The 24,428-nt window shown below is 73.4% G+C and carries 29 protein-coding genes; 18 read left to right on the top strand and 11 right to left on the bottom strand.

Features of this window, described 5'->3' with window-relative positions:
- The 5 genes from B073_RS0138370 to B073_RS0138350 form a co-directional block, all read right to left on the bottom strand.
- Positions 1-346: GTP-binding protein (locus B073_RS0138370; RefSeq protein WP_018543362.1), on the bottom strand; the 346-nt coding region annotated here is incomplete at its 3' end.
- 61 nt (positions 347-407) lie between these two features.
- Positions 408-1,082 (bottom strand): urease accessory protein UreF, encoded by a 675-nt coding sequence (locus tag B073_RS0138365; protein WP_018543361.1) that lies wholly within the window; start codon positions 1,080-1,082, stop codon positions 408-410.
- Between the two features lie 146 nt (positions 1,083-1,228).
- Positions 1,229-2,950 carry an urease subunit alpha gene (locus tag B073_RS0138360; protein WP_018543360.1) on the bottom strand — a complete coding sequence of 574 codons (1,722 nt, stop codon included), beginning with the start codon at positions 2,948-2,950 and terminating at the stop codon, positions 1,229-1,231.
- Positions 2,943-3,344, bottom strand: a complete 402-nt coding sequence (locus B073_RS42550; protein WP_018543359.1) for an urease subunit beta — start codon at positions 3,342-3,344, stop codon at positions 2,943-2,945. Before B073_RS42550 ends, B073_RS0138360 begins: the two co-directional genes overlap by 8 nt.
- 17 nt (positions 3,345-3,361) lie before the next feature.
- Positions 3,362-3,664, bottom strand: a complete 303-nt coding sequence (locus tag B073_RS0138350) for an urease subunit gamma (RefSeq protein WP_026248132.1) — start codon at positions 3,662-3,664, stop codon at positions 3,362-3,364.
- Between the two features lie 535 nt (positions 3,665-4,199).
- Here B073_RS0138350 and B073_RS0138340 point away from each other — a divergent pair.
- Complete coding sequence (locus B073_RS0138340; RefSeq protein ID WP_018543356.1) at positions 4,200-5,150, top strand: M28 family metallopeptidase; 951 nt, start codon at positions 4,200-4,202, stop codon at positions 5,148-5,150.
- Between the two features lie 54 nt (positions 5,151-5,204).
- Here the strand turns inward: B073_RS0138340 and B073_RS0138335 are convergent, their stop codons facing one another.
- Positions 5,205-5,519 (bottom strand): type II toxin-antitoxin system Phd/YefM family antitoxin, encoded by a 315-nt coding sequence (locus B073_RS0138335; protein ID WP_018543355.1) that lies wholly within the window; start codon positions 5,517-5,519, stop codon positions 5,205-5,207.
- Positions 5,520-5,577: 58 nt separating this feature from the next.
- Here B073_RS0138335 and B073_RS0138330 point away from each other — a divergent pair, with 58 nt between their 5' ends.
- The 4 genes from B073_RS0138330 to B073_RS0138320 all read left to right on the top strand — a co-directional run bounded on the left by B073_RS0138330 (position 5,578) and on the right by B073_RS0138320 (position 7,446).
- Positions 5,578-6,213 (top strand): ATP-dependent Clp protease proteolytic subunit, encoded by a 636-nt coding sequence (locus B073_RS0138330; RefSeq protein ID WP_018543354.1) that lies wholly within the window; start codon positions 5,578-5,580, stop codon positions 6,211-6,213.
- A gap of 6 nt (positions 6,214-6,219) precedes the next feature.
- Positions 6,220-6,537 carry a hypothetical protein gene (locus B073_RS0138325; RefSeq protein WP_018543353.1) on the top strand — a complete coding sequence of 106 codons (318 nt, stop codon included), beginning with the start codon at positions 6,220-6,222 and terminating at the stop codon, positions 6,535-6,537.
- Positions 6,538-6,793: 256 nt separating this feature from the next.
- The gene (locus B073_RS47005) at positions 6,794-6,955 is read left to right on the top strand and encodes a hypothetical protein (protein WP_158690331.1); all 162 of its coding nucleotides are present in this window, start codon (positions 6,794-6,796) and stop codon (positions 6,953-6,955) included.
- Positions 6,952-7,446 (top strand): C40 family peptidase, encoded by a 495-nt coding sequence (locus B073_RS0138320; protein WP_018543352.1) that lies wholly within the window; start codon positions 6,952-6,954, stop codon positions 7,444-7,446. The genes B073_RS47005 and B073_RS0138320 overlap by 4 nt, the downstream gene beginning before the upstream one ends.
- Before the next feature lie 97 nt (positions 7,447-7,543).
- On the opposite strand, the gene B073_RS0138310 is transcribed toward B073_RS0138320, so the two are convergent.
- The gene (locus B073_RS0138310; protein WP_018543351.1) at positions 7,544-7,993 is read right to left on the bottom strand and encodes an ATP-binding protein; all 450 of its coding nucleotides are present in this window, start codon (positions 7,991-7,993) and stop codon (positions 7,544-7,546) included.
- A 279-nt stretch (positions 7,994-8,272) separates the two neighbouring features.
- Positions 8,273-9,538 carry an 8-amino-7-oxononanoate synthase gene (locus B073_RS0138305; protein WP_018543350.1) on the bottom strand — a complete coding sequence of 422 codons (1,266 nt, stop codon included), beginning with the start codon at positions 9,536-9,538 and terminating at the stop codon, positions 8,273-8,275.
- 227 nt (positions 9,539-9,765) lie between these two features.
- Here B073_RS0138305 and bioB point away from each other — a divergent pair, with 227 nt between their 5' ends.
- The 4 genes from bioB to B073_RS0138285 all read left to right on the top strand — a co-directional run bounded on the left by bioB (position 9,766) and on the right by B073_RS0138285 (position 13,877).
- Positions 9,766-10,905, top strand: coding sequence for a biotin synthase BioB (gene bioB, locus B073_RS0138300; protein WP_018543349.1), 1,140 nt, complete (start codon positions 9,766-9,768; stop codon positions 10,903-10,905).
- The gene (locus tag B073_RS0138295; protein ID WP_018543348.1) at positions 10,898-12,202 is read left to right on the top strand and encodes an adenosylmethionine--8-amino-7-oxononanoate transaminase; all 1,305 of its coding nucleotides are present in this window, start codon (positions 10,898-10,900) and stop codon (positions 12,200-12,202) included. Before bioB ends, B073_RS0138295 begins: the two co-directional genes overlap by 8 nt.
- 95 nt (positions 12,203-12,297) lie before the next feature.
- Positions 12,298-13,032 (top strand): dethiobiotin synthase, encoded by a 735-nt coding sequence (bioD, locus tag B073_RS0138290; RefSeq protein ID WP_018543347.1) that lies wholly within the window; start codon positions 12,298-12,300, stop codon positions 13,030-13,032.
- Positions 13,033-13,073: 41 nt separating this feature from the next.
- Positions 13,074-13,877 (top strand): class I SAM-dependent DNA methyltransferase, encoded by an 804-nt coding sequence (locus tag B073_RS0138285; RefSeq protein ID WP_018543346.1) that lies wholly within the window; start codon positions 13,074-13,076, stop codon positions 13,875-13,877.
- On the opposite strand, the gene B073_RS0138280 is transcribed toward B073_RS0138285, so the two are convergent.
- Together B073_RS0138280 and B073_RS0138275 are read right to left on the bottom strand one after the other, a co-directional pair.
- Complete coding sequence (locus tag B073_RS0138280) at positions 13,857-14,228, bottom strand: hypothetical protein (protein WP_018543345.1); 372 nt, start codon at positions 14,226-14,228, stop codon at positions 13,857-13,859. The genes B073_RS0138285 and B073_RS0138280 overlap by 21 nt on opposite strands.
- Positions 14,225-14,512, bottom strand: coding sequence for a toxin-antitoxin system antitoxin component (locus B073_RS0138275; RefSeq protein ID WP_026248130.1), 288 nt, complete (start codon positions 14,510-14,512; stop codon positions 14,225-14,227). The genes B073_RS0138280 and B073_RS0138275 overlap by 4 nt, the downstream gene beginning before the upstream one ends.
- 218 nt (positions 14,513-14,730) lie before the next feature.
- On the opposite strand from B073_RS0138275, the gene B073_RS0138270 reads away from it, so the two are divergent.
- From B073_RS0138270 to B073_RS0138235, 7 genes are all read left to right on the top strand, one after another.
- The gene (locus B073_RS0138270) at positions 14,731-16,194 is read left to right on the top strand and encodes an APC family permease (RefSeq protein WP_018543343.1); all 1,464 of its coding nucleotides are present in this window, start codon (positions 14,731-14,733) and stop codon (positions 16,192-16,194) included.
- Between the two features lie 184 nt (positions 16,195-16,378).
- Positions 16,379-16,798 (top strand): phage tail protein, encoded by a 420-nt coding sequence (locus B073_RS0138265; protein ID WP_018543342.1) that lies wholly within the window; start codon positions 16,379-16,381, stop codon positions 16,796-16,798.
- A gap of 118 nt (positions 16,799-16,916) precedes the next feature.
- Positions 16,917-17,816 (top strand): LLM class F420-dependent oxidoreductase, encoded by a 900-nt coding sequence (locus B073_RS0138260; RefSeq protein ID WP_026248129.1) that lies wholly within the window; start codon positions 16,917-16,919, stop codon positions 17,814-17,816.
- A gap of 72 nt (positions 17,817-17,888) precedes the next feature.
- Entirely contained in the window at positions 17,889-18,314 is a 426-nt protein-coding gene (locus tag B073_RS0138255; protein WP_018543340.1) for a GNAT family N-acetyltransferase, read from the top strand.
- A 303-nt stretch (positions 18,315-18,617) separates the two neighbouring features.
- On the top strand, positions 18,618-19,955 hold the full coding sequence (locus tag B073_RS0138250; protein WP_018543339.1) for a hemolysin family protein: 1,338 nt from the start codon (positions 18,618-18,620) through the stop codon (positions 19,953-19,955).
- A complete protein-coding gene (locus tag B073_RS0138245) occupies positions 19,952-20,971 on the top strand; it encodes a hemolysin family protein (RefSeq protein WP_018543338.1) in 1,020 nt (339 codons plus the stop codon). The genes B073_RS0138250 and B073_RS0138245 overlap by 4 nt, the downstream gene beginning before the upstream one ends.
- 127 nt (positions 20,972-21,098) lie before the next feature.
- The gene (locus tag B073_RS0138235; RefSeq protein WP_037814152.1) at positions 21,099-22,340 is read left to right on the top strand and encodes an FAD-dependent oxidoreductase; all 1,242 of its coding nucleotides are present in this window, start codon (positions 21,099-21,101) and stop codon (positions 22,338-22,340) included.
- Here the strand turns inward: B073_RS0138235 and B073_RS0138230 are convergent.
- Entirely contained in the window at positions 22,315-22,938 is a 624-nt protein-coding gene (locus B073_RS0138230) for a TetR/AcrR family transcriptional regulator (RefSeq protein ID WP_018543335.1), read from the bottom strand. The two genes, B073_RS0138235 and B073_RS0138230, sit on opposite strands and share 26 nt — an antisense overlap.
- 89 nt (positions 22,939-23,027) lie before the next feature.
- On the opposite strand from B073_RS0138230, the gene B073_RS0138225 reads away from it, so the two are divergent.
- On the top strand, positions 23,028-23,906 hold the full coding sequence (locus B073_RS0138225) for an SGNH/GDSL hydrolase family protein (protein ID WP_026248128.1): 879 nt from the start codon (positions 23,028-23,030) through the stop codon (positions 23,904-23,906).
- Between the two features lie 70 nt (positions 23,907-23,976).
- On the top strand, positions 23,977-24,420 hold the full coding sequence (locus B073_RS0138220) for a helix-turn-helix transcriptional regulator (protein WP_018543333.1): 444 nt from the start codon (positions 23,977-23,979) through the stop codon (positions 24,418-24,420).
- Positions 24,421-24,428 lie beyond the last annotated feature (8 nt).

Below are 24,428 nucleotides of genomic sequence, written 5' to 3'. Positions count from 1 at the left end.
CGTCCTCCAGGTCCTCGACGGCTTCGAGGTTGGCGGAGATGTCGTCGCGGATGGCGGTGTGCGGGCAGGCGCCGGTCTCCACCGCCTTGATCCGCTCGGCGGGCAGTACCGCCTCGCGCAGCAGGAACTCGGCGTCCTCGCGGGTGTAGATGTCGTTGGTGACGACGGCGAGGGACAACTCGTCGCGCAGCTCCCGGCACAGGGCGGCGACGGTGGCGGTCTTGCCGGTGCCGACCGGGCCGCCCAGGCCGATGCGCAGGGCGCGTCGGGTGCCGTCGGCGCGCACGGGGGCGGCGGCGCTGTAGGTGTGCCGCTCGGGGAAGCCGTCCTGGTGGTCGAGGTGCATGGTCACTCCGGTGGTGCGTAGGGCCGCGGGGTGCGCGGCGCGGTGGGCGGGCGGACGAAGGTCAGGACGCGAAGAGCCGTACCGGCCAGGCGGCATGTGCCTGCGCGGCGATGTCGAGCAACGGCGCGGAGGCTACGGGCAGGGCGTCCGGTCCTTCGGTGGCGGCGCGGTGCGCCGCTTCGGCGCCCTGTTCGGCGACCTGGTCGAGGTCGCCGGTGAGGCGGGCGAGGACGGCGGTGGCGTCGAAGGGGTCCAGGCTCAGCAGGCGGACCGCGGCGGTGGCCGGGCCGCTGATGTTCTCGTAGGCGACCGCGTAGGCGGCGTCCAGGGGCGTCAGCCCGGCGGACCGGGCGGCCAGGCCCAGGACGACGGGCTGGTGGGCGCCGCGCGGGCGGGCCGCGGCCAGCGCGTCGAGTGCGGGGCCGGGCCAGGTGGCGCGGGCGGCCCGCATCATCTGCCGGCCGAGCCGGCGGGCGACCTGGCGCAGGGCCGGGACGGGCGTGCGGGCGTCCGCCGCGTCGTCCAGGACGAGCGGGTCCAGGCCGGCCGCGGCCGCGGCGGCGAGGCCCGCGGCGACCAGGCCCGCGGTGTGCAGCCGGCCCCGGCAGAAGGTCTCCAGGGTGGCGGCGTCCTTGATGTGCCCCGCGGTGACGGCCGGTTCGGCGCCGCCGGAGTGGGCGTGCCCTCCGGCGGGGAACCGGCCGTCGGCGAGGACGAGCAGCGCGGCGCGGCTCATGCCGGCACTCCCCCAGTCTCCGACCGGGGGACCCCCACGCTTCGCTCGGCTTCGCGTTCGCTCAGTGCGCACCTTTGGATGATTCGCTCGCTACGCTCGCTCATCGGTGGTGCTCCGGATCGTTCGGTGACGGCATGGGCGGCAGGTCAGAAGAGGAAGTACCGCTGGGCCATGGGCAGTTCGGCGGCGGGGGCGGGCTCGACCACCTCGCCGTCGATGGTCACCGTGAAGGTGTCGGGGTCGACGTGGACGCGCGGCAGGGCGTCGTTGTTGCGCATGTCGGCCTTCTTGACGCCGCGGGTGGAGCGGATGGCCTCGAAGGACTTCGCCAGCGGGAGGCGCTCGGGCAGGTTGTCCTCCAGGGCCTGCCGGGAGACGAAGTTGACCGAGTTGCTGCCGGGGGCCTTGCCGAAGGCGCCGAACATCGGGCGGGGCAGGACCGGCTGCGGCGTGGGGATGGACGCGTTGGCGTCGCCCATCTGCGCGTAGGCGATCTGGCCGCCCTTGATGACCAGTTGCGGCTTGACGCCGAAGAACGCCGGGTCCCACAGGACGAGGTCGGCGAGCTTGCCGCTCTCGACCGAGCCGACGAGGTGGTCGATGCCCTGGGCGAGGGCCGCGTTGATGGTGTACTTCGCGACATAGCGGCGGGCGCGGTGGTTGTCCGCGCGGCCGTCGCCGGGCAGGGCGCCCCGGCGGCGCTTCATGACGTGCGCGGTCTGCCAGGTGCGCAGTACGACCTCGCCGATCCGGCCCATGGCCTGGGCGTCGGAGGACATGATCGAGATGGCGCCGAGGTCGTGCAGGATGTCCTCGGCGGCGATGGTGGAGGGCCGGATCCGGGACTCGGCGAAGGCCAGGTCCTCCGGGACGGCGGGGTTGAGGTGGTGGCAGACCATCAGCATGTCGAGGTGTTCCTCGACGGTGTTGACGGTGTGCGGCCGGGTGGGGTTGGTGGACGCCGGGAGCACGTTGGGCTCGGAGACCATCGCGATCATGTCGGGGGCGTGGCCGCCGCCGGCGCCCTCGACGTGGAAGGCGTGGAGGGAGCGGCCGGCGATGGCGGCGATGGTGTCGCCGAGGAATCCGGCCTCGTTGAGGGTGTCGGTGTGTATGGCGAGCTGGGCGCCGCTCTCCTCGCACACCGACAGACAGGCGTCGAGGACGGCGGGGGTGGCGCCCCAGTCCTCGTGGATCTTGAAGCCGAGGATGCCGGCCCGCAGCTGGTCGCGCATCGACGGCAGGGACATGGTGTTGCCCTTGCCGAGCAGGCCGACGTTGACCGGCAGGTTGTCCATCGACTCGAAGAGCCGGGCGACGTGCCAGGCACCGGGGGTGATGGTGGTGGCCTTGCTGCCCTCGGCGGGGCCGGTGCCGCCGCCGATCATGGTGGTGATGCCCGCGGCCAGCGCCTCGTCCGCCTGCTGGGGGCAGATGAAGTGGACGTGGGTGTCGATGCCGCCGGCGGTGAGGATCTTGCCGTTGCCGGCGATGACCTCGGTCTCCGGGCCGATCACCAGGTCGGGGTGGACGCCGTCCATGGTGTCGGGGTTGCCGGCCTTGCCCAGGGCGGTGATCCGGCCGTCGCGGATGCCGACGTCGGCCTTGACGATGCCCCAGTGGTCGAGGACGACGGCACCGGTGATCACGGTGTCCGGGGCGCCCTCGGCGCGGGTGACGCGGGACTGCCCCATCGACTCGCGGATCACCTTGCCGCCACCGAAGACGGCTTCGTCGCCGGCCAGGCCGGGGCCGCCGGAGCGGTCCTCGGAGATCTCGACGACCAGGTCGGTGTCGGCGAGCCGGATCCGGTCGCCGGCCGTCGGGCCGAAGAGGTCGGCGTACTCCTGGCGGGTCAGTTCAGGCACCTTGGGCTCCGTTTCCTTCTTCGCCCGCCGGGCGACGGTGCAGGTCGTTCCACGGCTGGGGCCCGGTGGCCTCCCGTGCCTCGCTCACGTCGAGGGGTCCGCCGGTCCGCCCGCGCAGGCCGGCGACGATCCGCTTGCCCCCGATGGGGACCAGCTCGACCTCGGTGGGGATGCCGGGTTCGAAGCGCACGGCGGAGCCGGCCGCGACGTTGAGCCGCTTGCCGTACGCCGCCGCGCGGTCGAAGTCGAGGCCGGGGTTGGCCTCGGCGAAGTGGTAGTGGGAGCCGACCTGGACGGGACGGTCGGCGGAGTTGAGGACGGTCATGCGCGTGAGGGGGAGGCCGTCGTTGAGGCGCACCGGCTCGTCGGCGTAGAGGATCTGTCCCGGGATCATGTTCGGCTCTCCCGCGGTCAGTTGATGGGTTCGTGAACGGTGACGAGCTTGGTGCCGTCGGGGAAGGTGGCCTCGACCTGGACGTCGTGGATCATCTCCGGGACGCCTTCCATGACGTCGTCGCGCGTGAGCACCTTGCGCCCGGAGGACATGAGCTCGGCGACGGTGCGGCCGTCGCGGGCTCCTTCGAGGATGTGCACCGTCAGCAGGGCGATGGCTTCGGGGTGGTTGAGCTTCACGCCCCGGGCTCGTCGCTTTTCGGCCACGTCTGCCGCCACATGAATCAACAACCGTTCCTGCTCATGCGGGGTCAGTTGCATACGTTCCACCTCACAGGTTTTCACCCGAGCGCATTTACCCAGGCCACAGGCGTGGACACACCCGTCTCGTTAGATGTACCACACAGCGATTAAAGGCGAAGCAAACCGACTTTCAGTAGTTGACCATCAACTTCCTCATCGTGGAAGTCTAGTTGGGCGAGATTTCGACGCTGTTACAGCGAGCGGCACATTCCACGACCCCTGCCGCGCCTGACGTAACATCCCGGAAATCACCAGGCGTTACCCATGACGGCCAGGGCCACGGCAGCAGTCTTCCCCTCTTCGCGGCCGAGGGTTGCGCGGATTCCGGGTGGCGAATTCCACATCCCAACACCCTTCCGGAATACGGAAGACCGGCACGATGGCGCGTAGTCAACCGGGATCATCTTCCCCAAAACCGGCACCCGTTCCGATGCCTGGACGCAGGTGTCCGGTATCCGCTCTTGACGGAGTTCAAACGCGGTCGCGATCCTCATGCCCGCGTCAACAATTCCGCTGCGCTGCACATCCCCCCACAACAGCATCGGAGCCCTCCGTGACTCGCTCTTCCCGTATCCGCCGGGCGGCGCTCGCCGCCGGCACCTGCACCGCCGTCGCCGCCCTGCTGGGCACCGCGGCGATCGCCCAGGCCACCACCGCCCCCGCAACCCAGGGCGCGCCCGACATCCCGGTGGCCGGCATCAAGGCACACCTCGACCAGCTCCAGTCCATAGCCGACGCCAACGGCGGCAACCGCGCCCACGGGCAGGCCGGTTACCGGGCGTCGGTCGACTACATCAAGGGCAAGCTGGACGCGGCCGGCTTCAAGACCGCGGTGCAGGAGTTCACCAGCGGCGGTACCAAGGGCTACAACCTGATCGCCGACTGGCCCGGCGGCGCCGAGGACTCGACGGTGATGGTCGGCTCGCACCTGGACTCCGTCGACGCCGGCCCGGGCATCAACGACGACGGCTCCGGCTCGGCCGGCATCCTGGAGGTCGCCCTGGCCGTCTCCCGGGAGCACCTCAAGCCCGCCAAGCACCTGCGGTTCGGCTGGTGGGGCGACGAGGAGGACGGCATGGTCGGCTCCCAGCACTACGTCGACAGCCTCGGCGCCGACAAGTCGAAGATCTCCGCGTACCTGAACTTCGACATGATCGGCTCGCCGAACCCCGGCTACTTCGTCTACCACTACGACGACAAGCTGGCGAAGGTCTTCACGGACTGGTTCGCCACCAAGAAGATCGCCACCGAATGGGACACCGAGGGCGAGGGCCGCTCCGACCACGCCTCCTTCCAGAACGCCGGCATCCCGGTCGGCGGGCTCTTCTCCGGCGCCGACTACATCAAGACCGCCGCCCAGGCGAAGAACTGGGGCGGCACCGCGGGCAAGGCGTTCGACGCCTGCTACCACCGCTCCTGCGACACGTCCAAGAACATCGACGACACCGCGCTGCACAACCACACCGACGCGATCGCCAACGCCGTCTGGCAGCTCAGCTCCTGACGCCGCGAGCGCGCCGACACCCGCCGCCCCGCGCGGTCGTCGGCCGCCCCGCGGTCACTTCTCCCGACCCGGTCGCCGATCCCCGGCGGCCGGGTCGCGGTGTTGTGCCGCGATACCGAAGCGCTGCTGTTCACCGGGAGCGGACGACAGCGACCGCACGGACGAGACCGTGCTGATCACCTCGGGCTGCTCCCCGGCCACCTCCTGCCGCCCCAATTCCTCAAGTCGTTCCAGGTCAGCGGCGGACACCAGCGCCACCAGGGGCTTGCCGTGGCGGGTGACGACCACCCGCTCGCCGCCGTAGACGACGCGGTTGATCAGATCCGCGAGCTCGGCGCGGGCTTGCGTCACCGGAATTTCGTAGGCCATGCTTCCATTCTAACGGGATGTACGTCCTGTACATTTTTCACAGAGGAAGGGAGCAGCCATGCTGCCGCCGTCGGCTCGCTACGTCCTGCCGGAGTTCACCGAGCACACCAGCTACGGGAGCCGGACGCTGGACCCGTACTCCAAGCTGCTCAGCGAACGGATCGTCTTCCTGGGCACGGCCATCGACGACGCCTCCGCCAACGACGTGATGGCGCAGTTCGTCCACCTCGAACACGCCGCGCCGGGCCAGGACATCTCGCTCTACATCAACTCCCCCGGCGGCTCGTTCACCGCGATGTGCGCGATCTACGACACGATGCGCTTCGTCTCCTGCGACGTGGAGACCGTCTGCCTGGGCCGGGCGTCCTCGGCGGCGGCGGTCCTGCTGGCCGCCGGCACCCCCGGCAAGCGCCTGGCGCTCCCGCACGCACGGGTGATGCTCCATCAGCCGGCGTTCGGCGAACCCGCCCAGGGCCAGACCTCCGACCTGCAGATCCAGGCCGAGGAACTGCTGCGCACCCGCGCCAAGCTGGCGGAGATGCTCGCCGAGCACACCGGCCAGCCCCGGGAGCGGATCGCCGCGGACATCGAGCGGGACACCTTCTTCGGCGTGGCCGCCGCCCAGGAGTACGGCCTGATCGACGGCCCGACCCTCGGCCGCAAGCGCTCCGCCCTCCAGCCCGTCGGGCAGTGATGCGCGATGCTGCCGGAACTCCCGCCGCTGCCCGCCCTGACCCGCGCCGAGGGGCAGTTGATCGACAGCTATCTGGAGATCGTCGACCTGTTGGGCCGGATCAACCCGGCCCGCGGCACCAGCACGTACAGCGGCCTGCGCGCAGCCCAGGCGCTGGTGAGCAAGTCCGCGGAACTGCGGGAGGCGCTGACCCTGATGCACCAGCGCGGGGAGCGCGAGCTGCACACCGCGACCCTGGGCCGGGCCCTGCGGGTGCTGGACGGTGAGCGCCGGGCGCGGCGGGTGACGGTACCGCCGCAGGACGGCGCCCGGCCCGGCGTCTGACCCGCCGCCGGGGGGTCCGCGGAGCCGTACGGGCCCCGGCGCGGGGCGTGTTGCCGACGCGGCGCCCCGCGCGGCCGGGACACGTACGGCTCCGGCGTGCACAGACGGCGTAGCGTGCGCGGCGGTACCGGGAGGGCGAGGAATTGCGCGGGTCACGGACATTTCCCGGACCCCTCGGGTTTCGGCGCTGGTCCCGGCCCCGTCTTCGCCGTCGGTCCCGCCCCATACGCCGCAAATCCACCCAAACGGTGCAAGCGTGACCAATGTCACACACGGCAATTTCAGCCTGGAAATCGGGCGGGCGGTGCGTGACGATCCCTTCGACGACAAGCCCCCGCCACAGCGACGGGGCGGTCCGGACGGACAGCTGATCCACCGTCGTCCGGATCACCGGCTGACGAAGGGTTGTTGCGCATGACCATGCGCGTGCAGATGCCGCATCTGCTGGCGCGTGCCGGCACCGTCTCCGCCCTCACGCTGGTCACCCTGAGCGGACCCGCGGCGGTCCCCGGTGTGGCCGCGGAGACCCCAGGAACCGCCGCGGAGGTCTCCTTAGCCTCCGTGCCCGTCAAGGCCCTGCGGGTCGCCGCGTCCAAGGAGGGCGCCCCCTACAAGTGGGGGGCCCAGGGCCCGGACAGCTTCGACTGCTCCGGACTGACCCGCTACTCCTACCGGCGCGCCGGACGGGCCCTGCCGCGCACCGCAGCCCAGCAGTACCGCCACACCGAGCACGTCGCGCGCTCCTCCCGCAAGGACGGCGACCTGGTCTTCTTCCACTCCGGCAAGGGCATTTACCATGTCGGCATCTACGCCGGCGCCGACCGGATCTGGCACGCCCCCAAGGCCGGGGCGGTGGTCCGCCTGGAGCGGATCTGGAGCCGCTCCGTGTGGTACGGGCGGGTGCTCTGACCCGGACGGGCGCACACGGCCCGACGGGCCTGCCGTCACCCGGCAGTTGGCGCCGCCGAGCCGGCTGCGCGAGCGCGGTCGGGAAGCGGCGGCTCGGTCAGACGCCGCCGTCGGCCCGGCTGGGTGCCGCGGCCGGCCACGGCACCGTCACCCAGACCGTCTTGCCGCCGGCCGCGACGGGCTCGACCCAGAGCCGGCCGCCACGGGAGGCCGCCAGGGAGCGGATGATGACCAGGCCCCGGCCGTTGTCCTGCTGCACGGCCGCGGGCAGCCGGAGCGGCGGGCGGGGATGCGCGTCGGTGACGCCCAGGCACAGCTGTTCGTCGCGGTCGAGGCGGAGGGCGACGGTGAAGGCCGGGGAGCGGCCCCGGGTGTGCTGGACGGCGTTGGTGGCGAGTTCGGAGACGATCAGCAGGAAGTCGTCGACGGCCGCCGAGCCGGGCGGCAGGCCCCATTGGACGAGGACGTCCCGGACGTGTCCGCGGGCGGCGGCGACCGAGGCGGGGAGGCTCGGCAGAGTGCGGGTGGATTCCTGGTGGTCTGCCATGACGACGCCGTCCCTTTCCCACCGAGGCGCGCCTGCGGCGCCGGGAAGCCAGGGATGCCGGCCGGGTGCCGACGGCCTCGGTTGTGTACTGTGCGCCAGACTGCCACCCATGCTGCCGGTGTGGTGGGCCATCGCCCAAGACATACGGATTTCTATCGCCGTTCGCTCGCCCGATGCGGTGAACTCTGCTGCGGCAGACGGCGTTTGGGGTGTATGGGCCGTCCGGGGCGGCGCGCCGGGCCCGTGGTGTCGCGGCGCCGCCGTCGCCGGGCGGCGTCGTCAGGCCACCGGGGCGGTCGCCAGGATCGTGTCGGCGGCGGTGGCGATCTGGGTGTCCGTCAGGTCCGCGCGGGCGGTGAGCCGCAGCCGGGAGATGCCGTCGGGCACGGACGGCGGGCGGAAGCAGCCGACCGCGAGCCCGGCCGCCCGGCAGTCCGCGGCCCAGCGGACCGCCGCCTCCGGGGAGGGGGCGCGCACCGAGATCACCGCGGCGTCCGGCCGGACCGCCGTCAGGCCCGCCGCGGTGAGCCGGGCGTGCAGCTCCCGCGCCACTTGCCGGACCCGCGCGGGGCGATGCGGCTCGCGGCGCAGCAGTCGCAGGGCGGTGAGCGCGCCACCGGCCGCGGCCGGTGCCAGGCCGGTGTCGAAGATGAACGAGCGGGCGGTGTTGACCAGGTGCTCGATGACCCGGGCCGGGCCGAGCACCGCACCGCCCTGGGCGCCGAGCGACTTGGAGAGCGTCACCGTCGCCACCACGTCGGCGTCCCCGGCCAGCCCGGCGGCCCGCAGCGCCCCGCGGCCCCCGTCGCCCAACACGCCCAGCCCGTGCGCGTCGTCGACCAGCAGGGCCGCGTCGCGCGTCCGGCAGGCGTCGGCGAGCGCGGACAGCGGCGCGGCGTCGCCGTCGACCGAGAAGACCGCGTCGGTGACCGCCAGCGCCCGCCCGTGGTGGGCGGCCAGGGCGTCGCGGACGGCCTCCGGGTCGGCGTGCGGGACCACCTGGGTGCGGGCCCGGGAGAGCCGGCAGCCGTCGATGAGCGAGGCGTGGTTGCCGGCGTCGGAGACGACCAGGGTGCCGGGGGCGGTGAGCGCGGTGACCGCGGCGAGGTTGGCGGTGTACCCGGAGGAGAGCACCAGTGCCGCCTCGAAACCGCAGAACTCGGCGAGTTCGCGCTCCAGTTGGGCGTGGAGTTCGGTGCTGCCGGTGACCAGTCGGGAGCCGGTCGCGCCCGCGCCCCACCGGCCGGCGGCCTCGGCCGCGCCCCAGGTCACCTCGGGGTGCCGGGCCAGTCCGAGGTAGTCGTTGCCGGCCAGGTCCAGCAGCGGGGAGTCGGCGGGCCGGGGCCGCAGGGTGCGGACCAGACCGGCGCGGCGGCGTTCGGCGCGGGCGGTGTCGATCCAGTCGAACGCCGCGCCGGAGGCCGGGCGAGGGGCAGTGCCGGAGGCGGGGCGAGGGACGGTGCCGGAGGCGGGCCGGAGGGGCGCGGCGGGCGGCTCGGCGGAGGCGGGGCGCGACAGCGGCGGAGCGGCGGGATCCTGGAGCATCGGCGTCCTTCGTCGGTCGGCCCGGGAACGACCCGTTCCGGGCCCGGCGAACGGGCATGACGAAACAGGTTCCGGCAACGGGCTGGTGGCACCCCGATTGTGGGCTGTCGATAGACGTTAGCGCTCGTTCCGCACGAAGACGGTGTGGTGATACACACACCCCGATCGACCGGCATTGTGGGAATCCTCCTTGGCCGGGGGCCGGGGCGTACGCCAGGATCATCGCCATGGACCTGCTGAACACACTGGTGGACAAGGGACTGCGGCGCGAGGTGCCGACCCGTGACGAGGCGCTCGCCGTACTGGCGACGTCCGACGACGAACTGCTCGATGTGGTGGCCGCGGCGGGGCGGGTGCGCCGCGAGTGGTTCGGACGGCGGGTCAAGCTCAACTACCTCGTCAACCTCAAGTCCGGCCTGTGCCCGGAGGACTGCTCGTACTGCTCCCAGCGGCTGGGCTCGAAGGCGGAGATCCTCAAGTACACCTGGCTCAAGCCTGACGACGCCTCCAAGGCGGCCGCAGCCGGCGTGGCCGGCGGCGCCAAGCGGGTGTGCCTGGTCGCCAGCGGCCGCGGGCCCACGGACAAGGACGTGGAGCGGGTCTCGGAGACCATCTCCGCCATCAAGGAGCAGAACGAGGGCGTCGAGATCTGCGCCTGCCTGGGGCTGCTCGGCGAGGGCCAGGCGGAGCGGCTGCGGGCCGCCGGTGCCGACGCCTACAACCACAACCTCAACACCTCGGAAGCCACCTACGGCGACATCTGCACCACGCACGACTTCGCCGACCGCGTCGAGACCGTCCAGCAGGCCCAGTCGGCGGGGATGTCCGCCTGCTCCGGGCTGATCGCCGGGATGGGCGAGACCGACGCCGACCTGGTCGACGTGGTCTTCGCACTGCGCGAACTGGACCCGGACTCGGTGCCGGTCAACTTCCTGATCCCGTTCGAGGGCACGCCGCTGGCCAAGGAGTGGCACCTCACCCCGCAGCGCTGCCTGCGGATCCTGGCGATGGTGCGGTTCGTCTGCCCGGACGTGGAGGTGCGGCTGGCGGGCGGCCGCGAGGTGCATCTGCGCAGCCTGCAGCCGCTCGCCCTGCACCTGGTCAACTCCATCTTCCTGGGCGACTACCTGACCAGCGAGGGCCAGGCCGGCAAGGACGACCTGGCGATGATCGCGGACGCCGGGTTCGAGGTGGAGGGCACGGACACCGCCACGCTGCCGGCGCACCGACGGGCGGCGGCAGACCCGGTGGACGCGGTGGAGGCCGGGGCGACGGCCGCCGTGCCGGCCCCCGCCGAGGAGGCCCGGCCCGACCTCGTCGCGGTGCGCCGCCGCGGCGCCGGCACCGACCTGCCGCCCAATGCCTGAGCCGCTCACCCCGGAAGACCTGCTGGCCCTCGACCGGGAGCACGTCTGGCACCCGTACGGGCCGATGCCCGGCCGGAGCGAGCCGCTGCTGGTCGAGTCGGCCGCCGGCGTCCGGCTGCGGCTGGGCCGGCCGGCCGAGGGGCACTCCGAGCTGGTGGACGGCATGTCGTCGTGGTGGTCGGCGGTGCACGGCTACAACCACCCGGTGCTCAACGACGCGGCGCGCGGCCAGTTGGACCGGATGAGCCATGTGATGTTCGGCGGGCTCACCCACGAGCCCGCGGTCCGGCTCGCCAAGCGGCTGGTGGACCTCACCCCCGAGCCGCTGCGGCACGTCTTCCTCGCCGACTCCGGCTCGGTGTCGGTCGAGGTGGCCGTCAAGATGTGCCTGCAGTACTGGCGTTCGGTGGGCAGACCGCGCAAACAGCGGCTGCTGACCTGGCGCGGCGGCTACCACGGCGACACCTGGCAGCCGATGTCGGTCTGCGATCCGGACGGCGGGATGCACGAACTGTGGCAGGGGATACTGCCGCGGCAGATCTTCGCGGACGCGCCGCCGCCCGGCTTCGACGCGCCGGTCGACCCCGGTTACGCGGACCATCTGCGCGAGCTGATCGCCCGGCACGCCGACGAGTTGGCCGCGGTGATCGTGGAACCGGTGGTGCAGGGCGCGGGCGGGATGTCCTTCCACTCCCCCGGCTATCTGCGGGTGCTGCGGGAAGCCTGCGACGCGCACGGCGTGCTGCTGGTCTTCGACGAGATCGCCACCGGCTTCGGCCGCACCGGCGCGCTCTTCGCGGCCGGACACGCCGGCGTCGCACCGGACGTGATGTGCCTGGGCAAGGCCCTGACCGGGGGTTATCTGACCCTCGCGGCGACGCTGTGCACCGCGGAGGTGGCCGACGGGATCTCCCGCGGCGCGCTGCCGGTGCTGGCGCACGGCCCGACCTTCATGGGCAATCCGCTGGCCGCCGCGGTCGCCGAGGCGTCCGTCGAACTGCTGCTGTCCCAGGACTGGGCACAGGAGGTCAAGCGGATCGAGACCGGGCTCCGGGCGGGCCTGGCGCCCGCCGCGGAGATCCCGGGGGTGCGCGAGGTGCGGGTGCTGGGCGCGATCGGCGTCGTCCAGCTCGACCACCCGGTGGACATGGCGGCGGCGACCCGCGCCGCCGTCCGGGAGGGCGTGTGGGTACGCCCGTTCCGGGACCTGATCTACACCATGCCGCCGTACATCACCGGCGACGAGGACGTGGCGCGGATCTGCACCGCGGTCCGCGCGGCCGCCCGCGAGGGCTGAACCACGCCACGGCCGCGGGCGGGGCCGGCCGCCGGCCCACCCCCGCCCGCGGCCCCTCCCCTCCCCCACCACCAGCGAAGAGTTCGGAGGCACACATGTCGGTGCTGTTCGTGACCGGTACCGGTACCGAGATCGGCAAGACGGTCACCACCGCCGCGATCGCCGCGACGGCGGTCCGCCAGGGCCGCTCGGTCGCGGTCCTCAAGGCCGCCCAGACCGGTGTCGCGGCGGACGAACCGGGCGACGCGGCCGAGGTGGCACGGCTGGCCGGCACGGTCACGCTCAGCGAACTCGCCCGCTTCCCCGAGCCGTTGGCGCCCGACCGGGCGGCCCGCCGGGCCGGTCTGCCGCCGGTGCGCCCGCAGGAGATCGCCGAGGCCGCGGCGAAACTGGCCGCCTCGCACGACCTGGTCCTGGTCGAGGGCGCCGGCGGGCTGCTGGTCCGCTTCGACGACGACGGCAACACCCTCGCCGACGCCGCGCGGATGGCCGGCGCCCCCGTCCTGGTGGTCGTCCAGGCCGGCCTCGGCACCCTCAGCGTCACGGCGCTGACCGCGCTGGCGCTGCGCTCGTACGGTCTGCACTGCCCCGGTGTCGTCGTCGGCAGCTGGCCGTCCGAACCCGACCTCGCGGCCCGCTGCAACCTCGGCGACCTCCCCGAGGCCGCCGGCGCCCCGCTCCTCGGACTGGTACCCGAGGGCTCCGGCTCACTGCCACCGGACGCCTTCCGCGCCGCCGCCCCGGCCTGGCTGGCACCCCGGCTCGGCGGCTCCGGCGCCTTCACCCCCACCGACCTCGCACACCTCGAACCGGCGGCGCCCGTACGGTAATTCCGTCGCCGCAGCGGGGCACCCGGCCGGACACTGGTGCGATGACGGAGCACGCACCGACCGACGACGCGCTCGCCGTGTGGTACGACGTCCTCAATCCCTGGGGCCCGGACAACGACTTCTACCTGGGCCTCGTACTGGCCGCGGACGCCGTCCTGGACGTCGGCTGCGGCACCGGGGTCCTGCTGCAGCGGGCCCGGGAGGCGGGGCACACCGGCCGCCTCTGCGGGCTCGACCCCTCCCCGGCGATGCTGCGCCGGGCCCGCCGCCGGACCGGACCCGGCATCGAGTGGCTGGCGGCCGACGCGGCGTCGGCCGGCGCCCCCGAGGTCGTCGGCACGGGCCCCGGCGCCGGCTTCGACCTGGTGGTGATGACCGGTCACGCCTTCCAGGTCCTCACCGACGACGCGGCGGTGCGGGCCACGCTGGCCGCCATCCGGTCGGCGCTCCGGGACGGCGGCCGGTTCGTCTTCGAGACCCGTAATCCGCTGGTGCGGCCGTGGGAGCGGTGGACGCCCGACCACGCGGTGACGGCGACCGGCCCCGGCGGGCGCACGGTCCGGGTCTCCCATCAGGTGGAACTGCCGGTGACCGGCGACCTCGTCCGTTTCTCCGAGACGTTCGAGGGACCGGAGTGGCCGGCGGCGCGGGTCGACCGGGCCGTGCTGCGGTTCCTGGGCGCGGCGGGGCTGAGCGAGCGGCTGGCGGAGGCGGGGCTGGCGGTCGAGGCGCGGTACGGGGACTGGGATCGGCGGCCGTTCGGCCCGGAGTCGCCGGAGATCATCACCGTGGCCCGGCGGGCCCCCGGGCCGGCCGGTGCCTGCTCAGGCCGTCCAGGTGCGTAGTTCCTCGGCGATCGCGTGGACGTCCGTGGTGCCGTCCTTGACCATGCGGGCCAGGTCGCGGACCTGCTCGGGGGAGGTGGCGACCTTCAGGCCGCTGGCGACGAGGAAGCCGTAGGCGACGGCGGTGGCGAACATCGCGTTGGAGCGCTCCAACGCCGGTACGTGGAGCAGCAGTTGGAGCAGGGCGGCGGCGCGGTCCTCGGGGGCGGGGTAGACGGGGACGCCGAATATCTCCGCCTCGTGGCGGCCGACCGCGGCCATCAAAGCGCCCCAGTCGGTGACCTGCGGGTCCCCGGGAGTGTGCTGTTCGGCGATCAGGAGGAGCCAGGCGAGATCGATGCGCAGTGTCACGTTGTGCCCGGCTGTCCTTCCCGGTGGGGGGTGTCCCGGTGGCCGGGGGCGGTGCGGGGGCCTTCGGGGCCCGGGTCCGGTCCGAACTCCTCGGCGAAGAGGCGCTCGTACTGCTTCATGAAGTCCGCGGCGGCCTCGACGAAGGTCTGGCCGACCTCGCCGGCGTCCCTGAGGACCAGTTCCTCGATATAGCGGTTCACGCTCACTCCCCGCTGGAGGGCGCGCTCCCGCGCCGCTTCGGCGGTGGCTTCGTCCACCCGGACGTTCAACTGCGTTTTCGCCACACCTCCACGCTAGCGCGGATCCGCTAGCACCGACAAGGTCCGCCGGTGCCGGCGTTCCGGAGGGCGTCCTCCGGAAGCGTGCCGGGCTCCCGGGCCGATCGGGGCGACCGGTACGGCCCGCCCGCCGCGCCACCCCCGGGCCGCGCGGGCGGATGCCGCACGATGTGATCCTCCGGGCGGCCGCGGCGCCCGGCCGTCCGCCCCGGAGGAGCGCCCCTGTGTCCGTCCCCGCCCCCGTCCCGCACCTGCGGCGCAGTCTGCGCCGGTTCGACATCATGGCGATGGGTGTCGCCGCGGTGGTCTCCTTCGACGTGATCGGGCAGATCGCGGCGGGCGGTGGGCAGGCCATCACCTGGATCGCGGTGCTCGCGGTGGGGTTCCTGCTGCCGTACGCCCTGCTGTTCGCCGAGACCGGGGCCGCGTTCCCGCAGGAGGGCGGCCCGTACGTGTGGGTGGACGTGGCGTTCGGACGGCTGCCGGCCGCGCTGACCACGATCTTCTACTGGGTCACCAACCCGGTCTGGCTGGGCGGTTCGCTGGTGTTCCTGGCCGCCGAGGCGTGGGACGGCTTCGTCTTCCCGCTGGGTTCCGGCACCGCCGCCGACTACGCCTTCAAACTGGTCTTCATCTGGGCCGCCATCCTCACCGCCGTGGTCTCGCTGCGCCGCGGCAAGTGGATCACCACGGCGGGGGCCGCGGCCAAGGTGCTGGCGCTGGCCTTCTTCACCGCCACGGCGGTGGCCTACGGCGTCCGGCACGGCTTCCGGGGGCTGGCGGAGGCGCACTTCGCCCCCACCGCCGCCGGCTTCCTGACCCTGGTGCCGGTGCTGCTCTTCGCCTACGTCGGGTTCGAGGCGCCGAACGCGGCGGGCGACGAGATGCTCGATCCGCAGCACGACGTACCGGCGGCGATCGGGGTGTCCGGCGCCGTCGCCGCCGCCTGCTACCTGCTGCCGGTGGTGGCGATCCTGTCGGCCGCGCCGCCGGGCCGGGTCACCGGGCTCGGCGGCTTCATGGACGCCGCGCAGCTGGTCTTCGGGATCTACGGGAGCTGGCGCGGGCCGCTGCTGACCGCCGCCGCGGTGCTGTTCGCGCTGGCGCTGCTGACCCAGGGCAGCGCCTGGATGATCGTCGCCGACCGGATGCAGGCGATGGCCGCGGCCGACGGCGGCTTCTTCACCCGGGCGCTGGGCGCCTTCCATCCGCGGCTGGGCACACCGGTCCGGATGAACCTGCTGTCCGGGGTGACCGCCACCACCTTCATGGTCGCCGCCATGCGCCTGGCGCACGGCGACGCCGCGGCCGCCTTCGGTGTGGTGCTCTCCGTGGCGATCACCACCCTGCTGCTGTCGTACCTCACGGTGATCCCGGCGCTGCTGGCGCTGCGGCTGCGCCACCGCGAGGTGCCCCGGCCCTACGAAGTCCCGTTCGGCACCCGCGGGTTCACCGTCGCGGCGCTGCTGGTCTACGCCTGGATCCTGCTGGGCTCCTGGGTGGCGCTCTTCCCGGGCAGCCTGGAGGCGGCGCTCGGGATGCCGTACCGCTTCCGGACGGTGTGGGGCGTCTCCCGGCTCACCTTCGAGACGTTCACGCTGAGCACCGTCGGCCTGCTGCTGGCGGTCGGCGCCGCCGGGTACGTGACCCAGCGCGTGCGGGCACGGCCCGGCGGCCGGCGGCGGTGAGGGACGCCGGTACCCGGCGGCTCGTCATCGGGCGCCGGCGCGGCACAGCGCCGTTCGAGCGAGCCGAATCGTTCTTCCTGCCCCCGTTCGAGCGAGGCCCGGAATGCGCCCGGGCCGGCTCGGGCAGCGGTCGGGCTGTCGACACGGGGCCGGCCGGCCCCGTCCCTGTGCCCGGAGGTAGCCCATGCCCATCGACGACACTTCCGAGGTCCGGCGTCCGGCGGCGGTCACCGTCGAGCTCGGCGCGTTCCAGGTCGAGACGGTCCGCTCGGTCTCCGGCCCGGCGTTCGGCACCGCACCATCGGGCACGGAGGCGCTCCCGGAAGGGGTGGGGCGGCCGGGCGAGGTCACCATCGTGCGCGGCCCGGACAAGAGCGCCGCCTTCACCGACTGGCTCACCAGATGCCTGCGGGAACACGGCGGCGAACACTCCCGGCAGACGGTGACGGTGGTCCACTACGCCGCCGACCGCACCCCGCTGCGCCGCTACCGCCTCCTCGGCGCCCTCCCGACCGCGTGGGAGCCCCCGGACGACGCCGCGGGCGCCGAGGCCGCCGAGGAGTCGGTCACCCTGGCGTACGAGGACCTGACCGTCTCGGCTTGACGCAGAACCCCGGCGCCGGTCGCGGCGTGTACGACGCCGAACGGGCCGTGATTGCATGGTGGTCGGCACGTCCTGGCACCTGCACGATCCGACGACGACCGCGTCCTCAGGGGGCTTCATGCCGCGTCCGTTCCGCTTCGGCGTCAACCTGCTCACCCTCGTCACCGGGCCGGCCTGGCGCGAGAAGTGCCGCCGCGCCGAGGAGTTGGGCTACGACGTGCTGCTCGTCCCGGACCACCTGGGGTGGCCGTCGCCGTTCCCCGCGCTGGTGGCCGCGGCGGAGGCGACCGAGCGTCCGCGGGTGGGCACCTTCGTGCTGAACGCCGGATTCTGGAACCCGGCGCTGCTGGCCCGTGAGGTGGCCACCACCGACGCGCTCACCGGTGGCCGGCTGGAGCTGGGCCTGGGCACCGGGTACGTCAAGGACGAACACGACGCGGCCGGGCTGCCGTTCGGGACGCCCGGCCGACGGGTGGACCACCTGGAGCACACGATCCGGGAGCTGGACCGGCTCCTCGGCGACCCCGGGCAGCTGCCGAAGGCCGTCCAGCAACCCCGCCCGCCGCTGCTGATCGGCGGCAACGGCCCGCGGATGCTGCGGCTGGCGGCACGGCACGCGGAGATCGCGGCGTTCACCGGTGCGCGGCAGGCGCCGGGCCGGCCGGAGGGCACGCTGGAGCTGCTGCCGGCCGAGCAGGTGGCCGCGTCGGTGGCGGCCTACGCGGCCTACGAGGAGCGCGCCGCGGACCGCACCGGGCCGGCCGAGCGGAACATCCTCGTCCAGCAGGTGCTGGTGACCGACGACCGGCGGGCCGCCGCCCGGGAGTTCGTCGCGCACGGGGCCGGGATCGACGAGGAGCAGGCGCTGGAGGTGCCGACGCTGCTGATCGGGACGCCGGCGCAGATGGCCGAGCAGCTGCGGGAGCACCGGGAGCGCCACGGCTTCTCGTACATCACCGTCCTGGACCGGTTCCTGGAGGCGTTCGCGCCGGTTCTTGAGGAACTCAAGGGCAGTTGACCGCGGATCGGAGGCCGTCCGCATCCCGAAATCCGATCGACAGGCCGCCGTGCCCGGTGATGGGATCCACCCATGACTGATCTCCACATCCGCGCCGGCGGTCCGGCGGATCTCGACGCCGCGCTGGCCTTCTGGAAGCTGGCCGCCGAGGGCACCAGCATCAGCGACGACCGTGCGGGCGTGGCCCGGCTGGTGGCGCGCGACCCGGAGGCGCTGCTGCTGGCCGAGCGGGCCGGGGAGCTGGTGGGCACGGTGATCGCCGGCTTCGACGGCTGGCGAGCCTCGCTCTACCGGCTCGCCGTGCATCCGGACCACCGCAGGCAGGGCATCTCGAAGGCCCTGCTCGCCGCGGCCGAAGAGCGTTTCGTGCAGCTGGGCGGCCGGCGCGCCGACGCGATGGTGCTGGACCGCAACGAGACGGCGCACCACGCGTGGCGGGCGGCCGGGTACGCGCCGGAGCCGCAGTGGAGCCGCTGGGTCAGGCCGCTGGAGGTCTGAGCGCCGTGCCGTTGTCGAGGAGCCCGCCCCGTGCCCGGGGCGGGCTCCACTGCTTCCTGCGCGTTCCCCGCTCCCCTCGTCGAGCACCACCCCCGTCGCCTCGTTCGCCATGCACCACCCATCAACTTTGCCGACCCTTTACCATGGAGTCCCCGGAACGACGGACTCCCGGGGCCCCTCCCCTACGAATCCTGCGAAAGGTGCGTGAGCGTCGGCCATGGCCGAGCCTCCCAGTCGTCGCGTGTCCTCCCGACGGAGCGCGAACCTCCCGAACGTGTCCGACCATGGGACGGAGGTGACCCGATGACCGACCTGCTCCTGCTGGCCGTGGCACTCCTGCTGACCCTGGCGTGCGGCGTCTTCGTCGCGGCGGAGTTCTCGCTGACGACGGTGGAGCGCGGTGATCTGGAGCGCGCCGCCGCCCGCGGCGAGCGCGGTGCGGACAGCGCCCTCAAGGCGGTGCGCTCGCTGACCTTCCAGCTGTCCGGCGCCCAGCTCGGCATCACCGTGACGGGCCTGATCATCGGCATGCTCGCCAAGCCGGCGATCGCGACCCTGCTGGCCGGTCCGCTGGCCGCGATCGGGCTGTCGCGGTCCGCCTCGGACTCGGTGGCGCTGGTCCTGGGGACCGCGCTGTCCACCGTGGTCCTGATGGTCGTCGGCGAACTGGTCCCCAAGAACTGGGCGATCTCCAGCCCGCTGGCCATCGCCAAGCGCGTCGCCACCGCCCAGCGCGGCTTCAGCGCCGCCTTCAAACCGCTGATCACCCATCTGAACAACACCGCCAACCGTACCGTCCGCCGGCTGGGCCTGGAGCCGGCCGAGGAGCTGGCGTCCGCGCGCAGCCCGCAGGAGCTGGTGGCGCTGGCCCGGCACTCGGCCAAGGCGGGCGCCCTGGAGGCGGACACCGCCGAGCTGTTCGTCCGGACCCTCAACCTCGCCGATCTGACCGCGGAGAACGTGATGACCCCGCGGGTGCAGGTGGTGGCCCTGGAGGTGCAGTCCACGGCCGAGGACGTCGCCAACGCGACCCGGGCCACCGGGCTGTCCCGCTTCCCCGTCTACCGCGGCAGCCTCGACAGCGTCGTCGGCGTGGCGCACATCAAGGACGTCCTGGCCGTCCCGGCCTATCTGCGGCCCCGGCACCCGGTCTCCGAGCTGCTGCGCGAGCCGCTGCTGGTGCCCGAGACGCTGACCGTGGACCGGCTGCTGGACCGGCTCTCCGGCCGGCGGACGATGGCCGTGGTCATCGACGAGTACGGCGGCACGGCCGGCGTCGCCACCCTGGAGGACATCGTCGAGGAGGTGGTCGGCGAGGTCCGCGACGAGCACGACCCGCTGGAGATCCCGGATCTGGCGGCGGCCGGCACCGACGCGGACGGGCGGGCGGTCTACCAGGCCGACGGCGCCGCCCGCACCGACCAACTGGCCCGGATCGGGCTGCGGCTGCCGGAGGGCCCGTACGAGACCCTCGCCGGGCTGATCGCCACCGAGCTGGGCCGGATCCCGCGGCCCGGCGACACCGTGGAGGTGGCGGGCTGGACGATGGACGTGCTGGACGCCGCCGGCCACCGCGCGGCGCGGGTGCTGCTGCACGCGCCCGCGTCCGGCGGCGCCGGTGGCGAGGAGGCCGGCCGATGACCGCGCTCCAGTTGTTCGTGGGTCTGCTGACCCTGGTCGTCAACGCCTTCTTCGTGGGCGCCGAGTTCGCGCTGATCTCGGTGCGCCGCAGCCAGGTCGAGCCGTACGCGGAGGCCGGGGACCGGCGGGCCGGCAGCGTGCTGTGGGGCCTGCAGCACGTCTCGGCGCTGCTGGCCGCCGCCCAGTTGGGCATCACGCTGTGCACGCTGGTGCTGGGCGCGGTCGCCGAGCCGGCCATCGCGCACCTGCTCTCACCGGCGTTCGACGCGGTGGGGGTCCCGTCCGCGCTGATCCACGTCGTCTCGTTCGTGATCGCGCTGGCCGTGGCGACCTATCTCCACATGCTCTTCGGCGAGATGGTCCCGAAGAACGTGGCGCTGGCCGAGCCGGTCCGCACCGCGCTGCTGCTGGGCCCGCCGCTGGTGGCGCTGACCCGGGCCCTGCGTCCGGTGATCTTCGCGGTCAACGCGCTGGCCAACGGGCTGCTGAAGCTGCTGCGGGTGGAGGTCAGGGACGAGGTGGCGGCCACCTTCTCGGACGCCCAGCTGGCCCAGCTGGTCGAGGACGCGCGGGCCGCCGGGCTGCTCGACGAGCGGGCCCAGGAGCGGCTCCGGGACGCCCTGGAGCTGGGCCGCCGCCCGGTGCGGGACGTGGTGCTGCCGGTGAGCGAGGTGGTCTCGGCGCGTATCGGGGCGACCCCCGAGGAGCTGGAGCACCTGGCCGCCGAGTCGGGGTTCTCGCGGTTCCCGGTCGTCGACGACACCCGGCGCATCCTGGGCTATCTGCACGTCAAGGACGCCCTGGACGCCGCCCCGCGGACCACGCCGTTCCCGGTGTCGGCGCTGCGCCCGATCGCCCGGGTGCGGGCGGCGACCCCGCTGGACGACGTGTTGACCGCGATGCGCGGCTCCCGGACGCACCTGGCCGCGGTGATCGGTGACGACGGGCGGCTGGCCGGGCTGGTGACCATGGAGGACGTCCTGCGGGAGCTGGTGCTGCAGCAGCCCGCGGCCTGACCCCACCCCGCGAAAACCCTCACTGACCGATCGGTTAGATTACTAACCGATCGGTCAGTCGCGTCCGTACGCGGCACCGCGGCGCCCGGTCATGCATCCGTATGCGCACGCGACGAGGGGGAACACCATGAACCGCACGACATGCTGCGTGGTGGGCGGCGGCCCGGCCGGCATGATGCTCGGACTCCTGCTGGCCCGGGCCGGCATCGAGGTCACCGTCCTGGAGAAGCACGGGGACTTCCTGCGCGACTTCCGCGGCGACACCGTCCACCCGTCCACCCTGAACCTGCTCGACGACCTCGGCCTCGGCGCGGAGTTCGCGCAGCTGCCGTTCCCGAAGCTGGAAGAGATGCGGGTCCAGATCGGCGGCACCACCGTGGTGCTGGCCGACATGCGCCGCATCCCCGGCCGCCACAAGTACTTCGCCATGGTCCCGCAGTGGGACTTCCTCGACCTGATCGCCCGCGCGGCGGCGAAGGAGCCCTCGTTCACCCTGCGGATGCGCACCCGAGCCACCGGACTGCGCACCGACGGCGGCCGGGTGACCGGCGTGCGCTACGTCGACGAGCACGGCGAGCCCGGGGAACTGGCCGCGGACCTGACCTTCGCCTGCGACGGCCGGGACTCGCTGATCCGGGAGCTGGCCGGGATGCGCCAGCGGTACTTCGACGTCCCGATGGACGTCTGGCAGATCCGGGTGGACGCCCCGGCCGACGCCCTCAAGGGGGGCCGGGTCTTCGGCAGGTTCGGCGGCGGCCAGGCCGCGGTCACCATGGACCGCGGGTCGTACTTCCAGACGTCCTACCTGATCGGCAAGGGACAGGACGCCGCGATGCGCCGCCACGACATCCAGTGGCTGCGGGACCGGCTGGGCGCGCTGTTCGGCTGGGACGACAAGGTCACCGGCACCATCGGCTCCTGGGACGAGGTCAAGCTGCTGGAGGTGACGTTCGGGCGGCTGCGGCGCTGGCACCGGCCCGGCCTGCTCTGCCTCGGGGACGCCGCGCACACCATGTCGCCGGTCGGCGGGGTCGGCGTCAACCTCGCCCTCCAGGACGCGGTGGCCGCCGCCCGGATCCTGGCCGGCCCGCTGCGCCGCGGGACGGTCGGCAGCGACGACCTGGCCCGGGTGCAGCGGCGGCGGGAGTGGCCGATGGCGCTGGTCCAGAAGTCGCAGGAGCAGGAGCACGCCATGATCCGCTCCGCGCTGGACGGCACGCTGCGCGGGGACCGGCTGCCGGTGCCGATGAGGTTGCTGCAGCGGGTGCCGGCGCTGCGGACCGTCACCGGCTATCTCGGCGGCATCGGCTTCCGGCCCGAGCCGACGCCGGACTTCGCCAGGGTCAGTCCCGGCGCGCGACGGCGTTGAGGGTGAAGGTCTCCAACTCGGCGGCGGCGGCGTCCAGATCGAGGTCCGGGTGGGCGAGCCAGTGCCCGATCACCCCGTCGATCGCGCCGCCGATCGCCAGCGACATCGTGCGCGGGTCGAACTCCCGCAGCACACCCGCCTTCTGACCCTTCGTCAGGAGTTCGGCGAGGGCCTGCCAGCGGCCGTAGGTGTCGTGCGAGCCGGGCGCCTTCAGGCGGGTGCCGCCCTCGTCGTCGAGCAGCATCTCGGTGATCACGCGGACCTGGCGGCGGTGGTCCCGCTGGTAGCCGATCATCGCGTGGACGTAGGCGACGAGCGCGGCCAGCGGGTCCTCGGCCGCCTCCACGCGCTCGCGGACGTGGCCGCCGAACTGCTCCAGCACCTGGGTCAGCGCGGCCCGGGTGAGGTTGTCCTTCGACGAGAAGTGGTAGAGCACCGCGGCCTTGGAGACCCCGGCCCGCTCGGCGATCGCGGACAGCGACGTGGAGGAGTAGCCACGGGTGGAGATCAGGTCGATGGTGCAGTCGATCAGCTGCTGCCGGCGGGCCCGTTCGGTGAACGTCGCCGCCTCCGCATCCGTGCCCGGCCGAGGACTCATCCCACGCCCACCTCTGTCTTTCCGATTCCTTCCGCGGCCCGAACTCCGGCCGCTGTCGACCGTACACCGCGGGATAGGATCACCGCGCCATGGAGACGAATGCGCGATACACGAGTTTTGTGGCGGTGGGCGACAGCTTCACCGAGGGCATGTCGGACACCCTCCCGGACGGCTCCTACCGGGGCTGGGCGGACCTGCTCGCCGCCCGGCTCGCCGGCCTCTCCCGGCCGGCCGCCGACGGGACCCCCGACGTGCTCCCCTCGCCCGGCTTCCGGTACGCCAACCTCGCCGTGCGCGGCAAGCTCATCGACCAGATCGCCGACGAGCAGTGCGGCCCCGCCGCCTCGATGGGCGCGGACCTGGTCACGCTGGTCGGCGGACTGAACGACGTGCTGCGCCCCAGGTGCGACGTGGACCGGGTGTGCGCGCGGCTCGCGGACTGCGCGGACCTGCTGGCGCGCGGCGGCGGGCAGCTGGTGCTGATGCGCAGCCCGGGCCGCCGCGGGCCGGTGCTGGAGCGCTTCCGTCCGCGGATGGAGCAGCTCTTCGCGCGGATCGACGAGCTGGCCACCCGGCACGGCGCCCTGGTCGTCGACCTCTACGCGTCCGAGGCGCTGGCCGATCCGCGGATGTGGGCCGAGGACCGGCTGCACCTCAATGCCGAGGGGCACCGCCGGGTCGCCGAGGCCGTCTGGCAGGCCCTGGGGCTGCCCGCCGCCTCGGACTGGAACGCACCCCTGCCGCCCGCGGCCCCACCCCGCTGGGCCGCCCGCCGCACCGCCGATCTGCGGTTCGCCCGCGAGCACCTGGTGCCGTGGATCGGGCGCCGGCTCACCGGCCGCTCCTCGGGCGACGGCCGCGCGGGCGCCCAGTTCAGCGCCGAGCAGGGCCGGGCCTTCTGGATATCGCCCACGGACCACACCGACCCCGGCCCGGTGTCGAGCTGGCGGCGGGTGGCGCCAGCTTGAGCGGGGCCGGCCCGACCGCCCGCCCCGCACCGCCTGGGAAACTCCGCCGCGGCGTGGCACGATCGCGGACGTGACCAGCAGACCCGCCGCATCCCCGCGCCTGCGCGACCTCGCACTGCTGCGCCGCGTCCGCGACCGGATCGACCGGGAGTACGCACAGCCGCTGGACGTCGAGGCGCTCGCCCGCGGTGAGAACATGTCGGCCGGGCACCTCAGCCGCCAGTTCCGGCTCGCCTACGGGGAGTCGCCCTACGCGTACCTGATGACGCGGCGCATCGAGCGCGCGATGGCACTGCTGCGCCGCGGCGACCTCAGCGTCACCGAGGTCTGCTTCGCGGTCGGCTGTGCGTCGCTGGGCACGTTCAGCACCCGCTTCACCGAACTCGTCGGGATGCCGCCCGGCGCCTACCGCCGCGACGCCGCGGCCACCGCGCAGGAGCCGCCGCCGTGCGTGGCGAAGCAGGTCACCAGACCGATCAGGAATCGAGAAGCGCGGGGGAACCGCCGGTCCTAGCCTGAGCT

Origin of the sequence: Streptomyces sp. MspMP-M5 (assembly GCF_000373585.1) — a bacterium.
GTDB lineage: Bacteria > Actinomycetota > Actinomycetes > Streptomycetales > Streptomycetaceae > Streptomyces.
The sequence above is the reverse complement of the archived record's forward strand: the minus strand, read 5'-3'. Positions and strand labels throughout refer to the sequence as shown.

Bases quoted from the DNA above. Each gene is read 5' to 3' on its own strand.
- bioD (WP_018543347.1), top strand. From the start codon at position 12,298: ATGTCGGTGCTGTTCGTGACCGGTACCGGTACCGAGATCGGCAAGACG.
- B073_RS0138320 (WP_018543352.1), top strand. From the start codon at position 6,952: ATGACCATGCGCGTGCAGATGCCGCATCTGCTGGCGCGTGCCGGCACC.
- B073_RS0138365 (WP_018543361.1), bottom strand. From the start codon at position 1,082: ATGAGCCGCGCCGCGCTGCTCGTCCTCGCCGACGGCCGGTTCCCCGCC.
- B073_RS0138260 (WP_026248129.1), top strand. From the start codon at position 16,917: ATGCCGCGTCCGTTCCGCTTCGGCGTCAACCTGCTCACCCTCGTCACC.
- B073_RS0138335 (WP_018543355.1), bottom strand. From the start codon at position 5,519: ATGGCCTACGAAATTCCGGTGACGCAAGCCCGCGCCGAGCTCGCGGAT.
- B073_RS0138255 (WP_018543340.1), top strand. From the start codon at position 17,889: ATGACTGATCTCCACATCCGCGCCGGCGGTCCGGCGGATCTCGACGCC.
- B073_RS0138230 (WP_018543335.1), bottom strand. From the start codon at position 22,938: ATGAGTCCTCGGCCGGGCACGGATGCGGAGGCGGCGACGTTCACCGAA.
- B073_RS0138305 (WP_018543350.1), bottom strand. From the start codon at position 9,538: ATGCTCCAGGATCCCGCCGCTCCGCCGCTGTCGCGCCCCGCCTCCGCC.
- B073_RS0138350 (WP_026248132.1), bottom strand. From the start codon at position 3,664: ATGCAACTGACCCCGCATGAGCAGGAACGGTTGTTGATTCATGTGGCG.
- B073_RS0138295 (WP_018543348.1), top strand. From the start codon at position 10,898: ATGCCTGAGCCGCTCACCCCGGAAGACCTGCTGGCCCTCGACCGGGAG.
- B073_RS0138285 (WP_018543346.1), top strand. From the start codon at position 13,074: ATGACGGAGCACGCACCGACCGACGACGCGCTCGCCGTGTGGTACGAC.
- B073_RS0138225 (WP_026248128.1), top strand. From the start codon at position 23,028: ATGGAGACGAATGCGCGATACACGAGTTTTGTGGCGGTGGGCGACAGC.
- B073_RS0138310 (WP_018543351.1), bottom strand. From the start codon at position 7,993: ATGGCAGACCACCAGGAATCCACCCGCACTCTGCCGAGCCTCCCCGCC.
- B073_RS0138250 (WP_018543339.1), top strand. From the start codon at position 18,618: ATGACCGACCTGCTCCTGCTGGCCGTGGCACTCCTGCTGACCCTGGCG.
- B073_RS0138265 (WP_018543342.1), top strand. From the start codon at position 16,379: ATGCCCATCGACGACACTTCCGAGGTCCGGCGTCCGGCGGCGGTCACC.
- B073_RS0138235 (WP_037814152.1), top strand. From the start codon at position 21,099: ATGAACCGCACGACATGCTGCGTGGTGGGCGGCGGCCCGGCCGGCATG.
- B073_RS0138245 (WP_018543338.1), top strand. From the start codon at position 19,952: ATGACCGCGCTCCAGTTGTTCGTGGGTCTGCTGACCCTGGTCGTCAAC.
- bioB (WP_018543349.1), top strand. From the start codon at position 9,766: ATGGACCTGCTGAACACACTGGTGGACAAGGGACTGCGGCGCGAGGTG.
- B073_RS0138325 (WP_018543353.1), top strand. From the start codon at position 6,220: ATGCTGCCGGAACTCCCGCCGCTGCCCGCCCTGACCCGCGCCGAGGGG.
- B073_RS42550 (WP_018543359.1), bottom strand. From the start codon at position 3,344: ATGATCCCGGGACAGATCCTCTACGCCGACGAGCCGGTGCGCCTCAAC.
- B073_RS0138330 (WP_018543354.1), top strand. From the start codon at position 5,578: ATGCTGCCGCCGTCGGCTCGCTACGTCCTGCCGGAGTTCACCGAGCAC.